This window comes from Clostridium sp. MCC353 (assembly GCF_018785315.1).
GTDB lineage: Bacteria > Bacillota > Clostridia > Lachnospirales > Lachnospiraceae > CHH4-2.
This window is the reverse complement of record NZ_WQPN01000080.1, coordinates 1-18,616: the sequence shown is the minus strand read 5'-3', so window position 1 is coordinate 18,616 and position 18,616 is coordinate 1. Positions and strand designations below refer to the sequence as shown.

The 18,616-nt window shown below is 49.3% G+C and carries 22 protein-coding genes; 4 read left to right on the top strand and 18 right to left on the bottom strand.

What is annotated here, in order from left to right:
- Positions 1 to 21 precede the first annotated feature (21 nt).
- Both GPL15_RS15150 and GPL15_RS15145 read left to right on the top strand, forming a co-directional pair.
- A complete protein-coding gene (locus GPL15_RS15150) occupies positions 22 to 1,053 on the top strand; it encodes a 3-deoxy-7-phosphoheptulonate synthase (RefSeq protein ID WP_215699524.1) in 1,032 nt (343 codons plus the stop codon).
- Positions 1,054 to 1,414: 361 nt separating this feature from the next.
- Positions 1,415 to 1,660 (top strand): HPr family phosphocarrier protein, encoded by a 246-nt coding sequence (locus GPL15_RS15145; protein WP_215699523.1) that lies wholly within the window; start codon positions 1,415 to 1,417, stop codon positions 1,658 to 1,660.
- Between the two features lie 69 nt (positions 1,661 to 1,729).
- On the opposite strand, the gene GPL15_RS15140 is transcribed toward GPL15_RS15145, so the two are convergent.
- The 18 genes from GPL15_RS15140 to rsmH all read right to left on the bottom strand — a co-directional run bounded on the left by GPL15_RS15140 (position 1,730) and on the right by rsmH (position 16,777).
- On the bottom strand, positions 1,730 to 2,563 hold the full coding sequence (locus tag GPL15_RS15140) for an undecaprenyl-diphosphate phosphatase (RefSeq protein WP_215699522.1): 834 nt from the start codon (positions 2,561 to 2,563) through the stop codon (positions 1,730 to 1,732).
- A gap of 19 nt (positions 2,564 to 2,582) precedes the next feature.
- Positions 2,583 to 3,260, bottom strand: coding sequence for a uracil-DNA glycosylase (locus tag GPL15_RS15135; RefSeq protein WP_215699521.1), 678 nt, complete (start codon positions 3,258 to 3,260; stop codon positions 2,583 to 2,585).
- A gap of 74 nt (positions 3,261 to 3,334) precedes the next feature.
- Positions 3,335 to 4,639, bottom strand: coding sequence for a hypothetical protein (locus GPL15_RS15130; RefSeq protein ID WP_215699520.1), 1,305 nt, complete (start codon positions 4,637 to 4,639; stop codon positions 3,335 to 3,337).
- Positions 4,636 to 5,241 (bottom strand): sigma-70 family RNA polymerase sigma factor, encoded by a 606-nt coding sequence (locus GPL15_RS15125; protein WP_215699519.1) that lies wholly within the window; start codon positions 5,239 to 5,241, stop codon positions 4,636 to 4,638. The genes GPL15_RS15130 and GPL15_RS15125 overlap by 4 nt, the downstream gene beginning before the upstream one ends.
- A gap of 582 nt (positions 5,242 to 5,823) precedes the next feature.
- The gene (locus GPL15_RS15120) at positions 5,824 to 6,114 is read right to left on the bottom strand and encodes a hypothetical protein (protein WP_215699518.1); all 291 of its coding nucleotides are present in this window, start codon (positions 6,112 to 6,114) and stop codon (positions 5,824 to 5,826) included.
- A gap of 30 nt (positions 6,115 to 6,144) precedes the next feature.
- Positions 6,145 to 6,585 carry a chemotaxis protein CheW gene (locus GPL15_RS15115; RefSeq protein WP_215699517.1) on the bottom strand — a complete coding sequence of 147 codons (441 nt, stop codon included), beginning with the start codon at positions 6,583 to 6,585 and terminating at the stop codon, positions 6,145 to 6,147.
- The gene (locus GPL15_RS15110; protein ID WP_215699516.1) at positions 6,575 to 8,887 is read right to left on the bottom strand and encodes a chemotaxis protein CheA; all 2,313 of its coding nucleotides are present in this window, start codon (positions 8,885 to 8,887) and stop codon (positions 6,575 to 6,577) included. Before GPL15_RS15110 ends, GPL15_RS15115 begins: the two co-directional genes overlap by 11 nt.
- Before the next feature lie 6 nt (positions 8,888 to 8,893).
- Positions 8,894 to 9,841 (bottom strand): diguanylate cyclase, encoded by a 948-nt coding sequence (locus GPL15_RS15105; RefSeq protein ID WP_215699515.1) that lies wholly within the window; start codon positions 9,839 to 9,841, stop codon positions 8,894 to 8,896.
- A 27-nt stretch (positions 9,842 to 9,868) separates the two neighbouring features.
- On the bottom strand, positions 9,869 to 10,345 hold the full coding sequence (locus GPL15_RS15100) for a chemotaxis protein CheD (protein ID WP_215699514.1): 477 nt from the start codon (positions 10,343 to 10,345) through the stop codon (positions 9,869 to 9,871).
- Position 10,346: 1 nt separating this feature from the next.
- Positions 10,347 to 10,958 (bottom strand): chemotaxis protein CheC, encoded by a 612-nt coding sequence (locus GPL15_RS15095; RefSeq protein WP_215699513.1) that lies wholly within the window; start codon positions 10,956 to 10,958, stop codon positions 10,347 to 10,349.
- Between the two features lie 4 nt (positions 10,959 to 10,962).
- Positions 10,963 to 11,337, bottom strand: coding sequence for a response regulator (locus GPL15_RS15090; RefSeq protein WP_215699512.1), 375 nt, complete (start codon positions 11,335 to 11,337; stop codon positions 10,963 to 10,965).
- A gap of 13 nt (positions 11,338 to 11,350) precedes the next feature.
- The gene (locus GPL15_RS15085; protein ID WP_215699511.1) at positions 11,351 to 13,033 is read right to left on the bottom strand and encodes a HAMP domain-containing methyl-accepting chemotaxis protein; all 1,683 of its coding nucleotides are present in this window, start codon (positions 13,031 to 13,033) and stop codon (positions 11,351 to 11,353) included.
- 33 nt (positions 13,034 to 13,066) lie between these two features.
- Entirely contained in the window at positions 13,067 to 13,429 is a 363-nt protein-coding gene (locus tag GPL15_RS15080) for a response regulator (protein ID WP_215699510.1), read from the bottom strand.
- A gap of 6 nt (positions 13,430 to 13,435) precedes the next feature.
- Positions 13,436 to 14,041, bottom strand: a complete 606-nt coding sequence (locus GPL15_RS15075) for a CheB methylesterase domain-containing protein (protein WP_215699509.1) — start codon at positions 14,039 to 14,041, stop codon at positions 13,436 to 13,438.
- A 3-nt stretch (positions 14,042 to 14,044) separates the two neighbouring features.
- Positions 14,045 to 14,854 (bottom strand): protein-glutamate O-methyltransferase CheR, encoded by an 810-nt coding sequence (locus tag GPL15_RS15070; protein WP_215699508.1) that lies wholly within the window; start codon positions 14,852 to 14,854, stop codon positions 14,045 to 14,047.
- Entirely contained in the window at positions 14,851 to 15,225 is a 375-nt protein-coding gene (locus tag GPL15_RS15065; RefSeq protein WP_215699507.1) for a chemotaxis protein CheW, read from the bottom strand. Before GPL15_RS15065 ends, GPL15_RS15070 begins: the two co-directional genes overlap by 4 nt.
- Before the next feature lie 69 nt (positions 15,226 to 15,294).
- A complete protein-coding gene (locus tag GPL15_RS15060; protein WP_215699506.1) occupies positions 15,295 to 15,687 on the bottom strand; it encodes a hypothetical protein in 393 nt (130 codons plus the stop codon).
- 34 nt (positions 15,688 to 15,721) lie between these two features.
- Complete coding sequence (gene rsmH / locus GPL15_RS15055; RefSeq protein ID WP_346344985.1) at positions 15,722 to 16,777, bottom strand: 16S rRNA (cytosine(1402)-N(4))-methyltransferase RsmH; 1,056 nt, start codon at positions 16,775 to 16,777, stop codon at positions 15,722 to 15,724.
- Between the two features lie 219 nt (positions 16,778 to 16,996).
- On the opposite strand from rsmH, the gene GPL15_RS15050 reads away from it, so the two are divergent.
- Together GPL15_RS15050 and GPL15_RS15045 are read left to right on the top strand one after the other, a co-directional pair.
- Complete coding sequence (locus GPL15_RS15050; protein ID WP_215699505.1) at positions 16,997 to 17,275, top strand: UxaA family hydrolase; 279 nt, start codon at positions 16,997 to 16,999, stop codon at positions 17,273 to 17,275.
- Positions 17,276 to 17,318: 43 nt separating this feature from the next.
- Positions 17,319 to 18,485 (top strand): UxaA family hydrolase, encoded by a 1,167-nt coding sequence (locus GPL15_RS15045; RefSeq protein ID WP_215699504.1) that lies wholly within the window; start codon positions 17,319 to 17,321, stop codon positions 18,483 to 18,485.
- The last annotated feature ends 131 nt before the right edge of the window (positions 18,486 to 18,616 follow it).

Sequence of the window (18,616 nt, the reverse complement as noted above, 5' to 3'; positions counted from 1 at the left end):
GCGAAAGAATGAGAGGGAAAAATGGGATTCCAATTCGTTAATAAATTACCTACCCCGGACGAAATCCGGGAACAGTTTCCAGTGCCGCCGGCAGTGGCTGCCGCTAAAAAGATAAGGGATGAAGAGATAAAAAAAGTATTCACAGGGGAAAGCAATAAATTTATTGTGGTAATCGGCCCCTGTTCCGCGGACAATGAGGATTCCGTCTGCGACTATACCAGCCGTCTGGCGCCGGTTCAGGAAAAGGTGAAAGACAAAGTCATCATCATTCCAAGGGTATACACCAACAAACCCAGAACCACCGGAGAAGGCTATAAGGGCATGGTTCACCAGCCCGATCCTGAGAAAAAGCCCGATATGTATGAAGGTATTTTAGCCATCCGAAGGATGCATATGCGCGTGATCGAAGAAACCGGCCTGACCACCGCGGACGAGATGCTCTATCCGGAGAATTTAAATTATCTGTCGGATTTAATGTCATACATAGCCGTAGGCGCCCGTTCCGTTGAAAACCAGCAGCACCGCTTGACCGCCAGCGGCTGTGAGGTTCCCGTGGGCATGAAAAACCCTACCAGCGGGGATCTTTCCGTCATGCTCAACTCCGTTGTGGCAGCCCAGCAGGGCCACGACTTCATCTTCCGCGGCTGGGAAGTGAAAACGGAAGGCAATCCGCTGACCCACACCATTTTAAGGGGCGCGGTGAACAAACACGGACAGAGCCTGCCTAACTATCACTATGAAGACCTGATTCTGCTTCACCACCTTTACAGTGAACGGAATTTGAAAAACCAGGCCTGCATCGTGGACGCCAACCACTCCAATTCCAACAAGCAGTATCAGGAACAGATCCGTATCGTGAAAGAAGTACTTCACAGCAGACGCCACTCCTCAGAACTCTGTAACTTCGTAAAGGGAGTGATGATTGAAAGCTATATCGAATCAGGCTGCCAGAAGGTAGGCGAGCACTGCTACGGAAAATCGATCACCGATCCATGCCTTGGCTGGGAAGATTCCGAGCGGCTGATCTATGAGATTGCGGAAGGCCTTGTGTAAGGTATCCGCTCAGGTAACAAAAATTTTTTGAACTTGGCGGATATAATAACATTTGTAATTATGCGGGGAAAGTGATTTTTTATGCGAATTTTGCATATATTTCACTTTCTCTTTTCTTATGCCTGAATTTACCAATACATTTTTAGTTTATCATTTACAGTTTCGAATATTTCTCGTATTTTTGCCTAATTTTATTAAGTTTTTATGAATTTTGTAATATATTACCCCTAAATACTTGTACATTTTCCACAAAAGTGATAGAATTGACATATAAGTAGTTATAAATACTACGTTACTACTTTAAAGCGCTGTTACTTGTTAACGGATAGTTTGCTATCCCCGGTTAAAAGGAGGTTGGGGTATGGTAAAAAGACGGGTAGACACGTTGCAGAGATACAATCCGGTGCCGATTTCAATGCTGATCAATACAGCCAATTCATTTGTATGCGACATATTTGTTGAATGCGGTACCAAGAAAGTCAATGCAAAAAGTTATGATGAGATGAAACGGAGCCTGGTAACTCAATACGGACATTTATTATTTTATTTCAATGGAGTAGACGAAGATGACGCAGGAAAAAAGATTGAGCAGATGTTCCTGCCGTAAGCAGGCGGGGGGAAAGTAAAAAAGAAGGAAACATTCGGTTAACCGGTTCCTTCTTTTTTATTTGTATTTTTATGCGACAACTGATGTGATGCCAAAATAGATCAGCACAATCACTCCCAATACAATTCTGTAATATCCAAAAAACTTAAAATCATTCTTTCTGATATACCCCATTAAAAACTTGATGGAATAAATGGAGACAACAAACGCGATCACCATGCCCAGCAGCAGATAAAACAGTTCCGCCCCTGAAAAGTGTATCCCATGTTTCAGAAGTTTCAATAAGCTGGCCCCAAACATAACCGGTATTCCAAGGAAAAATGAAAATTCTGCCGCAACGCTGCGGGAGCATCCCAACAGCATGGCGCCTAATATCGTAGCCCCTGACCTGGAGGTTCCGGGCACCAGAGCCAGCACCTGAAACAATCCGATGTACAACGCGGTCTGATAAGTCAAATGGGTGGTTCTCGTTATCAGCGGCTCCTTATACTGGTTTCTCATCTCTATCACAATGAAAAGCGCTCCGTACAGAATCAGCATCGCAGCCACCACATAAGAGTTCATCAGATGGGCTTCCATCCAATCATCGATTAAAAATCCGAATATGGCGGCGGGAATACAGGCCACCACAATCTTCAGCCACAAAATCAAGGTCGCCCTCTTCTGTGCGGGCTTTTTTGATGAAGAAAACGGATTCAGTTTTTTAAAATATAAAACAACTACCGCCAGAATGGCACCCAGCTGGATCACCACCATGAATACATTCCGGAATTCTTCCGTTATATTGAACTGTATGATCTCGTCCACAAGAATCATATGGCCGGTGCTGCTTATGGGAAGCCATTCGGTAAACCCTTCCACGATTCCGAGCACGATCACCTTTAGTATCTCAATCACTGACATATGCTATCTCCTGTTCTTCTCATATATTTTCAATCTGCCAGTCAATCGGATCCGCTCCGTTAGCCTTCAAAAATTCATTGGCCTGACTGAAATGCTTACATCCGAAGAATCCGCGGAAAGCGGATAGCGGGCTTGGATGCGGCGCTTTCAAAATCAAATGTTTTGGATTCGTCAGCATCGGTATCTTGGATTGGGCCGGCCTTCCCCACAGCATGTAAACGATGGGCCTGTCCTGTTCGTTCACAGCATGGATCACTGCGTCGGTAAACTGCTCCCATCCTCTTCCCTGGTGGGAATTGGCCTGATGGGCCCGCACGGTCAAAACCGTGTTCAGCATCAGCACTCCCTGATCCGCCCATTTTTTCAAATAACCGTTATTGGGGATATAGCAGCCCAGATCGTCTTTTAATTCCTGATAAATATTAACCAGGGACGGAGGAATCTCCTTCTGTTCAGGCATAACGGAAAAGCTGAGGCCATGGGCCTGATTCACATTGTGGTAAGGATCCTGCCCCAGGATCACAACCTTAACTTCGCTCAATGGGGTAAAATGAAACGCATTAAATATGTCTTCTGCGGGGGGATAAATCACCCGCGTACTGTATTCGTTCTTTATAAACTTGTAGAGCTGTGCATAATATGGTTTTCTGAATTCGCCGCCGATCTCTGTAAGCCAGTCATTCTGTATCATTCCCATGGTGGTTTTTCTCCTCTGCAAATTAATTCAGTTCCATTATATGCTATTTTGCGGCACATTTCAACAGGGCAAACCTAAAACCTCACCTCACCCTCCACTTCTTTCTCAATCCTCAGCTCTTCAATTGTCACTGTCATCTGATCCCCGGTCTGATATGGGAATTGATGAACGGTTTCCTTTACTGTTTTTTGGTCATCCGCCATCACATAATAGGTATATCCCACGGATAACGAAAACTCATCTCCCCCGGCCCCGCATCCGTGGGAAGTCTGCTTTTCTGCCCTCATGCTTCCGCCCATCAGCGTGCCCAGTTCCGTCTCCGGTTCAAAAGACAGTTTAATATGGTCTTCTTCACTTCTCGTCACCCTTTTGACCCTGAGTTCCAGGCCGTCCAGAACCAGCACATCATCAACCTCTGTAGAACTGCCGCGTTCAGGAACCTGAAACGTGTAAGAGAGAAGCCCTTCATCAAAATCATGGATTTCATATCTCACTCCCCTGGTTTCAAAACCGATGACCGGCTCCTCAGCCTTCTCAGATATCTTCCAAACCTGAGTATCCTCTCCCACGCTCTCCGCCTCATATTTTCTTTCATCTGCGCCGATGAAAACAGGATTTAAAAGTTTCAGGCTGTACTGATATTTACCGGATCCCCACACAGATTCTTCCTCCATGCTGACTCCCACCATGCTGCGGTCAGGCGCCAGAGGGAAAACCGTCCACCTGATCCCTGCCGTTTCCATGCTCATGTTCTGGTTCAGAGCAAATCTTAGAGGGGATTCCAAACTGACGGCAACGCTCTGCCCCTCCACCTGAAATGTCATATGATTCTTCATTTCCACCCCGGTAAAATGACACTGTATCTCGCTCTTTCCTTTTATGGAGGTACTTCCCCCCTCCTCCCCGGGAGCTGTTTCAGCAACCGTAAGGCCTTTGTTTCCCCCATACAAATCTTCATAAACGTTCCCGTCCACCATCAGTCTGACAGGCCCCAGGCCGTCCGCATTGTTCTTGGTTATCACAGCATACACATCATTTCCATCCCTATATGCCAGTTCCAGACAGTACCCGCCGTTTTCTCCAAATGCCGCAGCCTCTCTCAGCACATAGTATCCGTCAGTTTCCCCTTCCGTAACCGTCCCACCGAACAAAAATGCCGCCAGCCCTTTCGCCGCTGCCGTAATGCTGCTGAAATTCCAAACTGCAAACACCAGCAGAAGGCAGGCAGCCGCCGCCAGCCATTCTCCCGCCATAGTCCTCCGGACCGGTTTTCTCCGTTTTTCCGATGGAGATGAGGGCAGTTCCGTGAAGAGATCCTTTGAAAGCTGCATCATCAAATGGTCGTCTATGTAATTTTCCAACTCGTCAAATTGTTTCATTTCACACCTCCTGTGTCGTTGTTTTCCCGAATGATAATCCCTTCTTCGGAAAAAATATGCTCCAGCTTTTTTCTCAGGCGGCAGATCCTGATATCCACAGCGGCCCGCGACAGACCGCCCTGTTCTGCGATTTCCGTAATGGTCATATGGTATAAAAACCTCATGGTGAACAGTTTTTGTTCCTTGGGTTTCAGTGCTTTCAGCGTGCGGCTTATGAGATCCTTCAGTTCTTCCCGCTCCATCACCCGGTTGTCTTCCAATCCGATTTCTAACATTCCTTCCATTGGAACCGTCTGTTCCCTGGACAGTTTTCTACGCAGATTTAAAGCCCTGCTCCGCGCCAAAACAGCCACATAGGTCTTTAAACCGGCCCGGTCCTGGTCATATTTTTCCGGACAGGTCAAAAGGCAGCACATCACATCCTGCACCACTTCCTCCACATCTTCCCTGGTTCCCAGGGGATACAGTATTCTCCGGCTCACAAGGCGGGCCACAGGCTCACAGGCGCGGTACAGTTCTTCCTGGCTGGTATTTGGTATCTCAGAGCTGTTTTCCATTCCATTTCGTCCCTGTTGATTGTGTTTGTTTTTATTCGTTTTCATATGGTTGTGATTCCCTTTCGAGAGTTTGTTTTCAGCTGAATGTATTCTGTGCTTCTTAATAAAGATCTTTATATAGTAATATACCAGCAAAATGGGGGGAATCTTTCACTTTTTTCAAAAAATATGGCGGGAGGGAATTTTATTCTGAACGTTACGCAGGAAAGCGGGAGGAGGCGGAGGCCGGAGGGCCAGGGATGCCCAGGGGCCGGGGGGAGCGTCCGCCAGCGGTGCAGCAAGCCGGCTTCCAACCGTAAGTGGAACTAAAGTCCGCAGGCATCAAAAAAGACGGTCCGATGCCCATTCACGGTGAACCCTTTATGGGTGTTCACCGTTCAGTGGGCATCTCAGAAACTGATTCGGTTTTCAGTTTCTGCCCGTCTTTTTTGATGCCTGCAGACTAAGTTCCACTAACGGTTTCCAGATGGCTTCCTGCACCGCTGGCGGACGCTCCCCCCGGCCCCTGGGCATCCCTGGCCCTCCGGCCTCCGCCTCCTCCCGCTTTCCTGCTGGTTTTCTCTATATAAAGCAACAAAAATAGGATGGGAGTTTTTAATCTTTTACTCTTTTTATCTTTTTATCTTTTTATCTTTTTATTTTTCGTGCAGCCAGTACACAGCCATGAAGAAGGGGAAGCTGCGGCGGGAGACTGCAGATGATAGGAAGCGGGGGGCATATGCAGACCCTTAGAAATACTTGGTCTTCAAGGGTGGAAAAAGACAGGCAGAAACTGAAAACCAAATCAGTTTCTGAGGTGCCCACTGAACGGTGAAGTCCCATAAAGAGTTCACCGTGAATGGGCACCGCCCTGTCTTTTTCCGCCCTTGAAGACCAAGTATTTCTTAGGGTCGGAATCCGCCCCCCGCTTCCTATCATCTGCGGTCTCCCGCCGCAGCTTCCCCTTCTTTATGGCGTTACATCCGCCATCATCTCCTGGCTCCGTCTGATATCCAGGAGACAGATCATTTTGTCTTCTTTGCAGTAGACCGCTTTCGAAGCCCAGCAGCCAGGTATCACGGCCCCTGAATAGTCTTCCACAAGATTGCTGCCGCTGACGCTCTCCATCCACGGAGAACCGGTCAACAGGATTCCGTATAAATCCGGGACGCCGTTAACGACTAAAACGGCAGCATTCTCTTCTGCCCCGGTCCGGCCGGTGGAGGCAATCTCCACAACAGGAACAATACTTCCTTTGTAATAAAATACACCGCAAAAATAATCCGGCTGGCGGGGTACGGCCTGCAGTCTGACATGGGTGCAGATTTCTGCGATATCCGAAAACTCCACGGCGTAGATTTCTCCATCAGAGGAAAAGCACAGCAGTTTCCGCTCTGTCTCATTTACCATTTGGGGTCACTCCCTTCCCAGCCTCATAGGATGCAAGTGAAATTAAAGTTTCCACGTCAACTGCCATACAGATGTTTCCATCTCCCAGCACGCTGCATCCGTTCATGGCAGTCTGCCTTTGAAATTTATTCCCGAATAGGGACGGCAGCGGCTTCTGTACCAGTTTTTCTTCCCCGTAAACCCGGTCCACCAGCAGGCACGCCTGTTTTTCGATCCCTTTTACATGAATCAGGATTCTGTTGGCGCCCGGCGTTTTATTTAGACCGTAAAAATCAGCGATGTCAATCACCGGGAATATCTGATTCTCATACAGGAGAACCCGGCGGCCGTGCTCCTCATGAACCGGCGTCTCCTCCGGCCGGCATTCGGTAAAGCGGCAGACTTGGTGGGAAAGCACGCTGAACATGCAGCCATCCACTTCAAAACGGACAGCTTCCACGATGGTGTGGGCCAGGGGGAGGTCCATAATAATGGATGTGCCCTTTCCCCTTTTGCTCTCAATCCGCAAATGGCCTCCGTTGTCTTCCGTTATCTTTCTCACGATATCCATCCCGACCCCCCGGCCTGAGTATTCATCCGCCTTTTTTCTGGTGGACAGGCCCGGAAGGGTGCAGAGTTCATAGATTTCTTCCAGAGAATATTCTTTCTCCGGTTTGGTAAAAAGATTTTTTTCTCTGGCCTTTTTTCTCAGTTTTTCTTCATCGATGCCCCGGCCGTCGTCGCTGATTCTCACAATCATATCTCCCCCGGAACTCTCCACCTCAAATGAAATGGTGCCGTACTCCTCTTTCCCGGCCCTTCTCCTCATTTCCGCAGGTTCAATTCCATGATCGGCCGCATTGCGGATGATATGCATGCTGGCTTCATATAGCTGCTCTACAATGTATTTATCCGCTTCCACTTCCTGGCCGGAAGCCACAAATTCAATCATTTTCCCCTGTTTCCGCCCCAAATCCCGGACTATGCGTTTCAGTTTTGGAATGATCTGGGCTACTGGGACCATTCTCATATTCATCACGGTTTTTTCCAAATCATTCAGAATCTGCCCTGCCGAATAGCCATAACGCTCTTCCAGTTCCGCATAACGGGGAAGTTTCAGCTCATTGCGGAATGCCGACATCAAAATAATCAGTTCCCCGGTCAGATTCTGCAGTTCGTCCAGGCGGTCCAGCCTCACATTTACGTAATCCATATCCACTCTGGAAGCCGGTTCCCCGTTGTCTTTTAAAGGATTCCTGACTGTTTTTTCCTGACCGGCCGGGGGCTTCTCCGCCTCGGTTCCGGGTGACGGCTTGGCCGGGCCGGTCATGGGCGTTTCCTTCTCCAAAGGCTCCTCCCGCATACCAGCTCCTGAATTTCCCGTTTCCTGCGCCGCTTCAGAAAGCCCTGATAAAGACTTCCCCATTCCCGGCTCAGACTTTCCTGAATCCGCCCACGCCCTGCCGGACATTTCCGGCCTTATAGACCCTTCCGGCGTTCCAGACATTTCCGCTCCCGCAACCCCATCCGGCCTTCCAGGCGCTTCCGCCTCTCCAGACCCTTCCGGCTTTCCGGACATTTCCGCCCCCCCGCCTCCTGCCAATTCGCACCGGAGGACAAATAATCCTCTTCCTATTATTTCCAAAGCCTGGCTGGTCAAATCCGGGGGAACCTGTATGAGGAACCCCTTTTCCCTGATGTAATCCTCCGCTCCCTCATCCCTTTCCGGGCTTTTTGGGATGCTGACGGCGTCAGGGATCACTTCTTTGATTTGGCGCATCAGCATATAGGCCCGTAAGTGTTCCATACAACAGTCGCTTTCAAAAAAGACTTTGATCCAGCAGGCGTCTGTTTCGTGGTTTTCAGGCGTTTTGTCCTGTCCCGGAACAGGTTCCCGGGAATCCAGCTTCGCTTTCAGCCGGGTTAACGCCTGGGCGATTTCTTGTTTCATCCCTTCCGGGTCTGATGGTTTATATTCCTCATGCACCATCAGTTCCAACTCTCTTTGAATAAAGTCGGAGGCCCCAAACAGCAGATTCAACAGCCCTTTCTGCCTGCCTTCCGACAAAACGGCATGATCCCGCAGCATGGCAAACACGTCCTCCAGGCTATGGGCGATTTCCGACAGTTCTGTCAGGCCCATCATCGCCGATGAACTCTTTATGGTATGCATGATGCGGAATATTTGATTTATATCTTCCTCCGAAAATGTCTCCGATTTCTCCCCGTCCATCAAAATTACATCCAGTTTTTCCATAAGCTGGCTTGTTTCGAGCAGATAGATATCCAACATCTCCAGCGTATCGCTGTCAAAATATCCCATATCCACCTACTCCTCTAATCCTTCTCTATACCAGACACTGCAGTTTTTCTGATGTTTTTTACCGTAATACAGAGCTTTGTCCGTCCGGGCTATATTCTCATCCATGCTCACGCTTTTGTCATAAGTGTTGAGCCCCAGGGTGATGGTGCACCGGAATCCCACCCCATTATGTACGAATGGGAATCCTGCAATCTCCAGCCTCACCCTTTCACTGATTTCATACGCTTCTTCCTCAGTCACGGAGAACAGCACAATTAAAAATTCCTCTCCGCCCCACCTGACCACCTTATGGCGTCTGCAGACGGATTCCATGATATTGGAGATGCAGACCAGTACCATGTCGCCTGCCTCATGCCCGTATTGGTCATTAATCCGTTTGAAATTATCCACATCCCCCATGATAATTACATCGCTGACATTGTTCCGGCTCTCATCAGCCATCTGATCCAACAGGTCATCCTGTACATAACGGCGGTTGTATAAACCGGTCAGCCCGTCTCTGAAAGCCATATAATTCAATTTCTCCATGTTCATCTGGAGTTCCCTGTTCATCCTGTCCAGCTCATCCTTCTGTTTCTTCATCTTCAAATGGGCCAGGACCCTGGAGCGCAGTTCATCTTTTTTAAACGGCTTTTTGATATAATCACAGGCGCCCATGGAAAATCCCCTGACCACATCTTCGTCGCTGTCCTTAGACGTTATGAAAATAATGGATGCCTGATTCTGATCCTGCGCCTTTATCTTCTGGCACAGCTCGTACCCTTCCGTATCCGGAAGCACAACGTCCAAAAGAATTAAATCCGGCCTGCAGCGTTTCAGCTCCAGAATCGCCTCTTCCCCTGAATGCGCTTCAGCCAGTATCAGATTTTCATCTTTCAAAATCATCTTTATCTGTCCGCATATAAATATGCTGTCATCCACTATCAAAACCGTTTGCTTATCCGTTATATCCATAACCACTCCTCCATTAAAAGGGTATATTTATAATATCATTGTCCTTCCGCCAACCCGTCTCACTTCCAGCTCTCCCGTTTCAGCAGAAAACCAGATGGTGCGTCCGTGATTCTCGCCTGTATCTTCCGCAGAAATTTTGATACCTGCCTGTCTGAGGGCTTCTTTCGCGGCCTGTACATTGCGCATGCCGATCTTGGTTCCGGCTCCGGCATACTGGAACATCTCCGCGCCTCCCGCCAGTTTAGCCGTCATCCTGGATCTCAGAGCGCCCATTTTTTCCATCTCACGGATCAGAAGCAGCACTCCCGCATCCGCGAATTTATAGGAATTCTTCGCGTTCACCGCCTCTTTCTGATACGGCAGGAGGATATGAACCATTCCTGCTACTTTGGCCAGCGGATCATATAAACAGATGCCCACGCAGGACCCCAGCGCATATGTCACCAGTTTTCCCGGGTGTTTTACTGTTTTACCATCTGCAATTCCCACCACAACCGCGTCCATATCACACCCCAAGCACTTTCAATATCTTGCTGAGCGACTCCAGTTCCGGCAAAAACAGCACATGGCTGGTAAAGGAAAGCTGTTCGGCGCTGAACCTGTTTTTTATCATCAGAAGTTCCTCACCCACATTGGCAAAATGGATCATGGGCACGCTTAAAATAGCCCCGGCCATATCGCTGCAGATGTCGGGAACCGACACATGTATCTTAACATTCATCAGTTTCGCCAGCGCATTGATATAGGAACAGCAGACCACATTTCCGATCTCACAGACAGCGGACCGGCACATCTCATCCATTGCCGTCAAATCCCGGTCTTCCTCTCCCAAAAGGGAATTCAGCACGCTCTTTGTAAACGCTTCATCCAGCAGAAACATGAAAATGCCGGACAAATCCCCGCTGATATGAAGCATGATTCCCGTTTCAAATACTTCCGCCCCTCCCAGCAGATCGGGGACTTCCCTGTATTCCACGATCTCCACTTCTGGAAGTTCCACGCTGAAAGAATACCCAATCATATTTGATAAAGAGGTTATGGCATTGCCGGTCCCTATATTTCCCAGCTCACGCAGGATATCATGTGACATCTCATCCAATTCTGAATAATGTTTCATATTCTCACTCCTCCCCGATTCCCAGCGCTGCCTTTACAGGCTTTAGTATATGCTCCGGTTTAAACGGTTTTATGATAAATTCAAGGGCTCCGGCTTCCAGCGCTTCCACAATCATCGCCTCCTGTCCCACTGCCGAACACATGATGACCAATGCCTGGGGATTCATCTCCCGGATCCGTTTCAGCGCCTCGATTCCATTCAACTTAGGCATGGAAATATCCATGAGCACCAGATCCGGCCTTTCCTCTTCATAGATACTGCACGCTTCGTCTCCGTCCAGGGCCTCCAGTATATGATTAAAACCGCCTTCCTTTAATATCTTTTTCAGCATTGCCCTCATGAACAACGCATCGTCCACCACCAATATCTTCTTATCCATAATCCCTTCTCCCTCAATCATCAATTTCAAAACGTTCTACCAGATCCTTCAGAAGATGGGCCTGGGCAGATAACTCTTCACTGGCCGCAGCACTCTCTTCCGATGTGGCGGAATTGCCCTGTACAATGTCTGAAATCTGTTCTATGCTCTTTCTGATCTGGACAATGGCCTCGGCCTGCTGCACCGACGCGTCGGAAATCCGGTCTGTCATAATTGTGACCCCCTGCATTCCGTCCACTACCTTCATCAAGGACTGGGCCGTGTCGCCGGCTTCCTGCATCCCCTCTTCCACCGTCACCGTGTTCTTCTGCGCCAGTTGGGCCGTCAGTTTGGAGGCGCTGGACGTCTTAGCCGCAAGCCTGCGGATCTCATTCGCCACCACGGAAAAACCGCGGCCCGCTTCCCCTGCCCTGGCTGCTTCCACCGACGCGTTCAGAGCCAGAATATTGGTCTGGAACGCGATATCTTCGATCTCTTTTACAATTCCGCCGATTTCTCCGGAATTTTTCTTTATTTCCTCGATTGCCGCCATCATGCGTTTCATCTGCTGGTTGCTGTCCAGGACCTGATTTCCCACCTGATCCGCCAACTGGCTGGATTTCACCGCATTTTCAGCGTTGCTGCTGACGCTTTCGGATATCTCGTTAATGCTGGCGGCCAGCTCTTCGATGGAACTGGCCTGTTCAGACGCTCCCTGGGATAAAACCTGGGCTCCGTTCGAAAGCTGTTCGGCTCCAACGGATAACTGCTCCGCGCTGCTGCTGATCTGCTGCATGGACCCTTGAAGGAGCTGGGTTATCTTATCCATGGCCTGGTTCACCGTGGCAAATTCTCCCTTAAAAACCAGTTCTGATTTATATTTAAGCTGTCCGTTGCCCACCGCAACCATAGCTTTTTCTATCTCCGATACATATTCGTGGAGGTTGCTCACCGTCATGCGGATATTATCCGCCAGCTCACCCAGCTCATCGTTTGCAGCATATGTAAGGTCAGGGTGAAGATTCCCTTCCGCCACCTGCTGCGCCGCCTTTTGAATCTCATTGACCGGAACGGTTATGCCTCTGGTAGTTATGAGCCACACAGCCGTGGACAGCAGCACAACAACAGCGGCCAGAACCAAAATGAACGTTATCATCATCTTCTCAACATTTTTTGCCGTTTTGAGATAATCATCCGCCTCTTTGGTGGCACTCTCCACAAGACTGCTGAGGGCAGTTCTTGCCTCCATGGCCTTGGGTTCATACTGGCTGCGGTAGACCTCCAGGGCCTGTTCATTTTCCCCTGCTTCTAAATGCTGGATCACAAGATCCCTGTGCGGCCTTAACTCATCCAGCTTGTCTCCCACCTTGTTTATGATCGTATTGTCTCCAGCCTCGTTATTCAGCAGTTCAGGGACGCCGGATTCAATATATTCTATAAATGTTTTCATCTCCTCCAGATATTCATGTTTCTTCTCTTCGTCATCCACAACAGCGACACAGAGCAGATCCCTTCCCACCCCCTGTATCGATGCCTGCATCTTCATCGCCGTTCCAACCACTTCATAAGGTTTATTGTAAAAGTCCTCCAGAGCAGCCGAAATACTGCGCACTGCCATCAGGGCGCCGGCAATCGTAACCGCGTACAGCAGCAGAATACCCGCAAATGATATTAACAGCTTCTTTCCAACTTTCATATCCCTGTATTTATTTTTCATCCCTTTATCCCTCGCACTTTTTTAATTTCAATTCTATTCAAGATATTTACCGGCAAGCGCCGCTATGCGTTCTCTCTGAAACGGTTTGACGATAAAATCAGCCGCGCCTGCCAGAAACGCCTTCCGTATCGTTTCTTCCTGTCCGATGGAAGAACACATTATCACTTTCAAATCGGGTTTTATATGCAAAAGCTCCTTTAATACCTCCATCCCGGATTTTCCCGGCATGGTAATATCTAAAAATACGAGGTCCGGATTCTCCTTTTTACAGATCCTTACCGCCTCATCTCCGTCTCTGGCCTCTAAAAGATTTTTAAAGCCTCCATCCTGCAGGCTCTCTTTGATAATACGTCTCATGAACATGGCGTCATCCACAATCAATATTTCTTTTTCCATAATCCTCTATTCCTCTCTCCCGGAAAACCTGATAATTTGTTCCACGATTTGTTCCGGTGTGCATTCTATTATAACTGCTCCCGCTTTTTTTGCCTCATAGGGCATTCCATAAACAGGGCTGCTGGCCTTATTCTGCCCGACAGTCAGGGCCCCGGCCCTGCGCATCTGCAAAAGCCCCTCTGCTCCGTCTTTTCCCATACCGCTTAAAATGATTCCCATCCCCATTTTTCCAGCGCATGCGGCCGATGCAAACAGCACATCCGCCGACGGACAGACGCCGTTATACAGTTTTTTCCCCGAATATCTCAGGTAAAATCCTGTTTTTCCTTTCATAACCTTCAGATGGCTTCCTGCCGCCGCTAAATATACGGTTCCGTCACATACGGGTTCTAAATCAGCGGCTTCCTTCACCTTCATCCGGCACTGTTCGTCCATAATCTTCACTAAATGGGGCGTAAACCCCTGACAGAGATGCTGGACCACCACAATCCCGGAGGTGGTGTCCGGCAGTTTTTTTAATATATCCAGCAAAATGCCCGGGCCCCCTGCGGATGCCCCCATCACAATCACCCGGCCGCTGAAGCCGGATTCCAAACCTTCATCCCGATCCATAGGCTACTCCTTTTTATAAACGGCCGGCCCTGCGCATTCAAGAGTCGTGTTGCCTCTGGAAAGCAGTTCCGAATGCCCCACAAGCAGATATCCTCCCTTTCTCAAACTGTCCTCCAAACTCCTGACAATTTTCTGCCTCACATCCGCGTCGAAATAGATCATAACATTCCGGCACAGAACCAGGTCGTATTTTCTCACCGGATGGGGGGCTTCCTGCAGATTTTGATTTCTGAACTGGATCTTCTCCCTCAGGCTTCCATCCAGCCGGAATGTGCCGTCCCCCAGCACCGTACAGTATTTTTTCTGCCAGGAAACAGGAAACCCCTTCATCTCCTTTACCGGATAGCAGCCTTTTCTGGCCTGTTCCAGCACCTTCTCCGATATATCGGTGGCCACAATCTGATAAGGAGGCAGACGGCCTCCGCTGCTCTCATAATCCTTTAAAACCATGGCCAGGGTATAGCATTCTTCCCCTGTGGCGCAGCCTGCGCACCAGATATAATAACACTCTCGCGGCCCGTTTTTCTCCACCTCCGGAAGTATCTTATCCCGGATAAAATCAAAATGCTGGGGTTCCCTCAAAAAATATGTATAATGGGTGGTAAGGCGGTGTATCATCTCCTCCCCCATCTTTCCGCTCTTATCTCTCTCCACCATGCGGAAATAGGCGCTGAAAGAATCCGCTCCACATTTATCCAGTTCTCTGTTCAGCCTGCATTCAATGAGGACCCTTTTTTTCTCCAGGGCAATTCCATAAATTTCTTTCACATAGTGAACAATGTATTCAAATTCCCTGTCCGATAGTCTTATCAACCCAGTATTTCCCTCCAAATCTGATATTTCAGACCTTCAGCCTGTTCTTTCAGCTCCTGCCGTGAAATCTCGCACATATCACCGATTTCATCAACCGCCATGCCGATTCTTCTGCCGTCCCCGTATTTCAGAAGAATTCCGCATTTTACCGCCGAAGACAGCGTCCGCTCCTCATCCAGCCTCAGGTAGGCCACGGTCTGGCCCTCATATACGGTGATTCCGATCACCTCCTTTGAGGAATCCGGCACAGGGATCACCACGGGCGTTTCCTGAATCGCATCGATGCGCTCAAAGGGAACCAAATAAATCCGTTCTCCGATGCCGACGGAAATACCGGGAACTTTCTCTTCTTCTGTCTCCGCTCTGCTCATATTTCCCTCCGTTGAACCAACCTTCTGTTTTTCCATGGTTTCTATATTCTTTTACCATCTGTCTCCACTTTAAATCCAATAATCCGGTTCCTGGCCCAATGCCTTTTCGTATAGTTCCGCCACATTCAGACCATATGCCCCAGGGCATAGTTCCCGTTCCACAGGAACCACCCAGTCCAGATACCGGTTTTCCCGCCGTATGGCCTCTTCGGCAACCGGCATTTTATCCTCTTCCTTCACATATTCCAAGCCTTCGGCCAGATGGACGGCAACGCCGAACCGGCCTCCGCCGCTGTTGAGGATCAAAACGTAGCCGCTCTTTTCCCCCTGCCCGTCCAGACCGCACAGACGGTTTAGCAGGAATACGGGGATATCCCCATCCTCTTTTGGCTGCCGCGGCACCACGGTTTCCAACCGTTCCATCTCTATCAGGAAATAAATGCCGCCTGATAATATTAACATATACGGAGTTTCCATCTCTCTCCCCTGTCCCAGATCAGGCTTTTACCGCCCATCTCATCTTCGTGGATTTGGCCCGGCTGTTCACGGCGCATTCTTCCGCAGACGGCCTTACCACATCCTTTGCGATCTCACTGTACACGCCTTCCCGGTAAAACCGTTTGAAGAACTGTTTCACAAGCCGGTCCTCCCCCGAATGGAAGGTCAATATGGCCACCCGGCCTCCGGGAGCCAGTACGCCCGGCAGTTTCTCCAGAAATGCTTCCAGCACCTCGAATTCGCTGTTGACATCGATCCGCAATGCCTGAAATGTCCTCTGGCACGACTTTTTAACCGCTTCTTTCCTCTTATCTTCCGGAATGAATGACAACGCCTCCTCTATAATCTGCCTGAGCCTGGTGGTGGTGGAAATCTCATTCCCCTTTTTCAGTTCACGGATCACAGCTTTTGATATCTCTTTGGCATAGGGTTCGTCGGAATTCTCCATCAGCATCCCTTCCAGTTCTTCCCGGTCCATCTCTTTTAATCGTTCTGCCGCGGAAATCCCCTTTTCAGGATTCAGCCTGAGATCCAGAGGGCCTTCGTGTTTATAGGAAAATCCTCTGTCCGGATTGTCAATCTGCATGGACGATACGCCCAAATCCGCCAATACGAAATCAAAAAGCCCGGCTTCTTCGGCCACCTGGTCGATATCGGCAAAATTGATCTGCCGGATGGTGAGGATCTCAGGGCCGTAACCCAGATCAGCCAAACGGTTTCTGGTCTTTGCAAGTTCGATAGGGTCTACGTCCAGGGCATAAAGATGTCCCTGGTTTTCCAGGCATTTTAACATCTCCAGGGTATGGCCTCCATATCCCAGGGTGGCGTCCAGGCCGGTCTGCCCCGGTTTTATCTGAAGAAATTCCAGAATCTCCTTCACGCAAATGGAGATATGCATGCCCGCCGGGGTGCTGCCCTTTTTTATCACTTTTTCGATGGTATCCGCGTATTTCTGCGGCTGTAATTCTTTATATTTTTCCTGGTATTTTTTAGGATGGGTTCCTTTATAGCGGACCCGTCTCTTATGCTGCGGTTCCTGCTGCATGTTGTCCATGGTTTACCTCGCTGATTTTCAATGTATTTAATCTTATGAATACTATTATAGGCCAAACTGCGAAATTTTCCAAACACTTTAAATATGAAAAATATTTGGTTTTATGCGGTCGGCAACTGTAACTGAAAATCGATTCTTGACGTCATATCAATTCTGCATTATGGTTATATTACAGAATCATGATTTTAAAATGGGAGTTTAAAGGAGGGCTTACTTTACATGGAACAGACATTCAACGCAATTTTAATCCATCCCAGCGACAATGTTGCCACCGTCACGGCAGAACTGCGCAATGGGGATCAGGTACGTTACCGGAACGGCGACGAAATCTGCACATTTATCACCAGCGGAGTTCCCATCTACCACAAAGTTGCGGTAACAGATATCCCCCAGGGGCAGCCGGTCCGTAAATACGGGGAAATTATGGCGGTTGCAACACAGGATATCGCCAAAGGCGGTCATGTACATACCCACAACGCAACCAGCGCCGTACAGTAAACGCTAACCGGGGAATTTATAGTTAAGAAAGGATGGAATTTATATGAAATTTATGGGATACCGCCGGCCTGACGGCACGGTGGGAATACGGAATCACGTGTTAATTATGGCCACCGTCGGCTGCGCAGCGGAAGTCGCCCGGAAAACGGCGGACGGCCTGTATGGAGCCGTGTCATTTATTAACCAAAACGGCTGCGGAGAAACAGCGAAAAACCTTCAGCGCACCAGAGACATCATCGTCGGCCTCTGCGCCAATCCAAATATATACGGAGTTGTAGCCATCGGTTTGGGATGTGAACTGAACAAAATGGACGATTTCCTGGCCCTGGTAAGGCAGAGGACCAACAAGCCCATCGAAGGCCTGCTGATCCAGCAGGAGGGCGGAACCATTAACACCATCGCCAAAGCCACCCACATCGCCCAAAAGATGATCACCGAGGCGTCCACCTGTATGCGGGAAGAATGCGACATTTCCGAACTGATGCTGGGCGTGGAATGCGGCGGTTCCGACGCCACCTCCGGCCTGGTTGCCAATCCGGTCATGGGCCTTGTCAGCGACCGCCTCATCGAAATGGGCGGAATCTCCATGTTCAGTGAAACCGTGGAAATGATCGGCGCCGAACACCTCCTGGCCAAGCGCGCCGCCACCCCGGAACTGGGCCAGAGGATTCTGGACATCGTCCATGGCCGGGAGCAGGAACAGATCGACGCTGGAGAGGACATCCGCAAAACCCAGCCATCCCCGGGAAACCAGGACGGCGGGATCACAACTCTGGAAGAAAAATCTTTAGGCTGTATCCACAAAGGCGGCCACAGCCCCATCATGGAGATGGTGGACTACGCCCAGCCGCCCACCAAAAAAGGGCTGATCCTCATGGACACCCCATGCTATGACATGATCTCCACCACCGCCAAAATAGCCGCCGGCTGCCAGTTGGTAGTCTTCACCACAGGCCGGGGCAACTCCATCGGCAATCCGGTTGCCCCCGTATTAAAAGTGACCGGAAACGGAGAAACCTACCGCCGGATGGAAGATAATCACGACATCAACATGGGTGATGTGCTGGAAAAACACGTGTCTTTGGAAGAGATGGCGGATTTCACCATGAAGGAAATTGTGGCCACTTTGAACGGGAAACTGACGAAGGCCGAAATTTATGGATTTGGATATTCCGATGTAATCATCAGCCGGGCATGTGAGTATTGCTGATTTGGGGAATCTTTATTTAACATATTCGCAAAAGTAACGCCATTGAATCCTGGGAATGGGGACGGACGGGGGCGGAGGGCTGCTTGGAGGCTTGACGCCGGGCGGAGCGGAATCCGTTGGCGATGAAAACC

Bases quoted from the DNA above. Each gene is read 5' to 3' on its own strand.
- GPL15_RS15150 (WP_215699524.1), top strand. From the start codon at position 22: ATGGGATTCCAATTCGTTAATAAATTACCTACCCCGGACGAAATCCGG.
- GPL15_RS15145 (WP_215699523.1), top strand. From the start codon at position 1,415: ATGGTAAAAAGACGGGTAGACACGTTGCAGAGATACAATCCGGTGCCG.
- GPL15_RS15140 (WP_215699522.1), bottom strand. From the start codon at position 2,563: ATGTCAGTGATTGAGATACTAAAGGTGATCGTGCTCGGAATCGTGGAA.
- GPL15_RS15135 (WP_215699521.1), bottom strand. From the start codon at position 3,260: ATGGGAATGATACAGAATGACTGGCTTACAGAGATCGGCGGCGAATTC.
- GPL15_RS15130 (WP_215699520.1), bottom strand. From the start codon at position 4,639: ATGAAACAATTTGACGAGTTGGAAAATTACATAGACGACCATTTGATG.
- GPL15_RS15125 (WP_215699519.1), bottom strand. From the start codon at position 5,241: ATGAAAACGAATAAAAACAAACACAATCAACAGGGACGAAATGGAATG.
- GPL15_RS15120 (WP_215699518.1), bottom strand. From the start codon at position 6,114: ATGATAGGAAGCGGGGGGCGGATTCCGACCCTAAGAAATACTTGGTCT.
- GPL15_RS15115 (WP_215699517.1), bottom strand. From the start codon at position 6,585: ATGGTAAATGAGACAGAGCGGAAACTGCTGTGCTTTTCCTCTGATGGA.
- GPL15_RS15110 (WP_215699516.1), bottom strand. From the start codon at position 8,887: ATGGGATATTTTGACAGCGATACGCTGGAGATGTTGGATATCTATCTG.
- GPL15_RS15105 (WP_215699515.1), bottom strand. From the start codon at position 9,841: ATGGATATAACGGATAAGCAAACGGTTTTGATAGTGGATGACAGCATA.
- GPL15_RS15100 (WP_215699514.1), bottom strand. From the start codon at position 10,345: ATGGACGCGGTTGTGGTGGGAATTGCAGATGGTAAAACAGTAAAACAC.
- GPL15_RS15095 (WP_215699513.1), bottom strand. From the start codon at position 10,958: ATGAAACATTATTCAGAATTGGATGAGATGTCACATGATATCCTGCGT.
- GPL15_RS15090 (WP_215699512.1), bottom strand. From the start codon at position 11,337: ATGGATAAGAAGATATTGGTGGTGGACGATGCGTTGTTCATGAGGGCA.
- GPL15_RS15085 (WP_215699511.1), bottom strand. From the start codon at position 13,033: ATGAAAAATAAATACAGGGATATGAAAGTTGGAAAGAAGCTGTTAATA.
- GPL15_RS15080 (WP_215699510.1), bottom strand. From the start codon at position 13,429: ATGGAAAAAGAAATATTGATTGTGGATGACGCCATGTTCATGAGACGT.
- GPL15_RS15075 (WP_215699509.1), bottom strand. From the start codon at position 14,041: ATGGATCGGGATGAAGGTTTGGAATCCGGCTTCAGCGGCCGGGTGATT.
- GPL15_RS15065 (WP_215699507.1), bottom strand. From the start codon at position 15,225: ATGAGCAGAGCGGAGACAGAAGAAGAGAAAGTTCCCGGTATTTCCGTC.
- GPL15_RS15060 (WP_215699506.1), bottom strand. From the start codon at position 15,687: ATGTTAATATTATCAGGCGGCATTTATTTCCTGATAGAGATGGAACGG.
- rsmH (WP_346344985.1), bottom strand. From the start codon at position 16,777: ATGGACAACATGCAGCAGGAACCGCAGCATAAGAGACGGGTCCGCTAT.
- GPL15_RS15050 (WP_215699505.1), top strand. From the start codon at position 16,997: ATGGAACAGACATTCAACGCAATTTTAATCCATCCCAGCGACAATGTT.
- GPL15_RS15045 (WP_215699504.1), top strand. From the start codon at position 17,319: ATGAAATTTATGGGATACCGCCGGCCTGACGGCACGGTGGGAATACGG.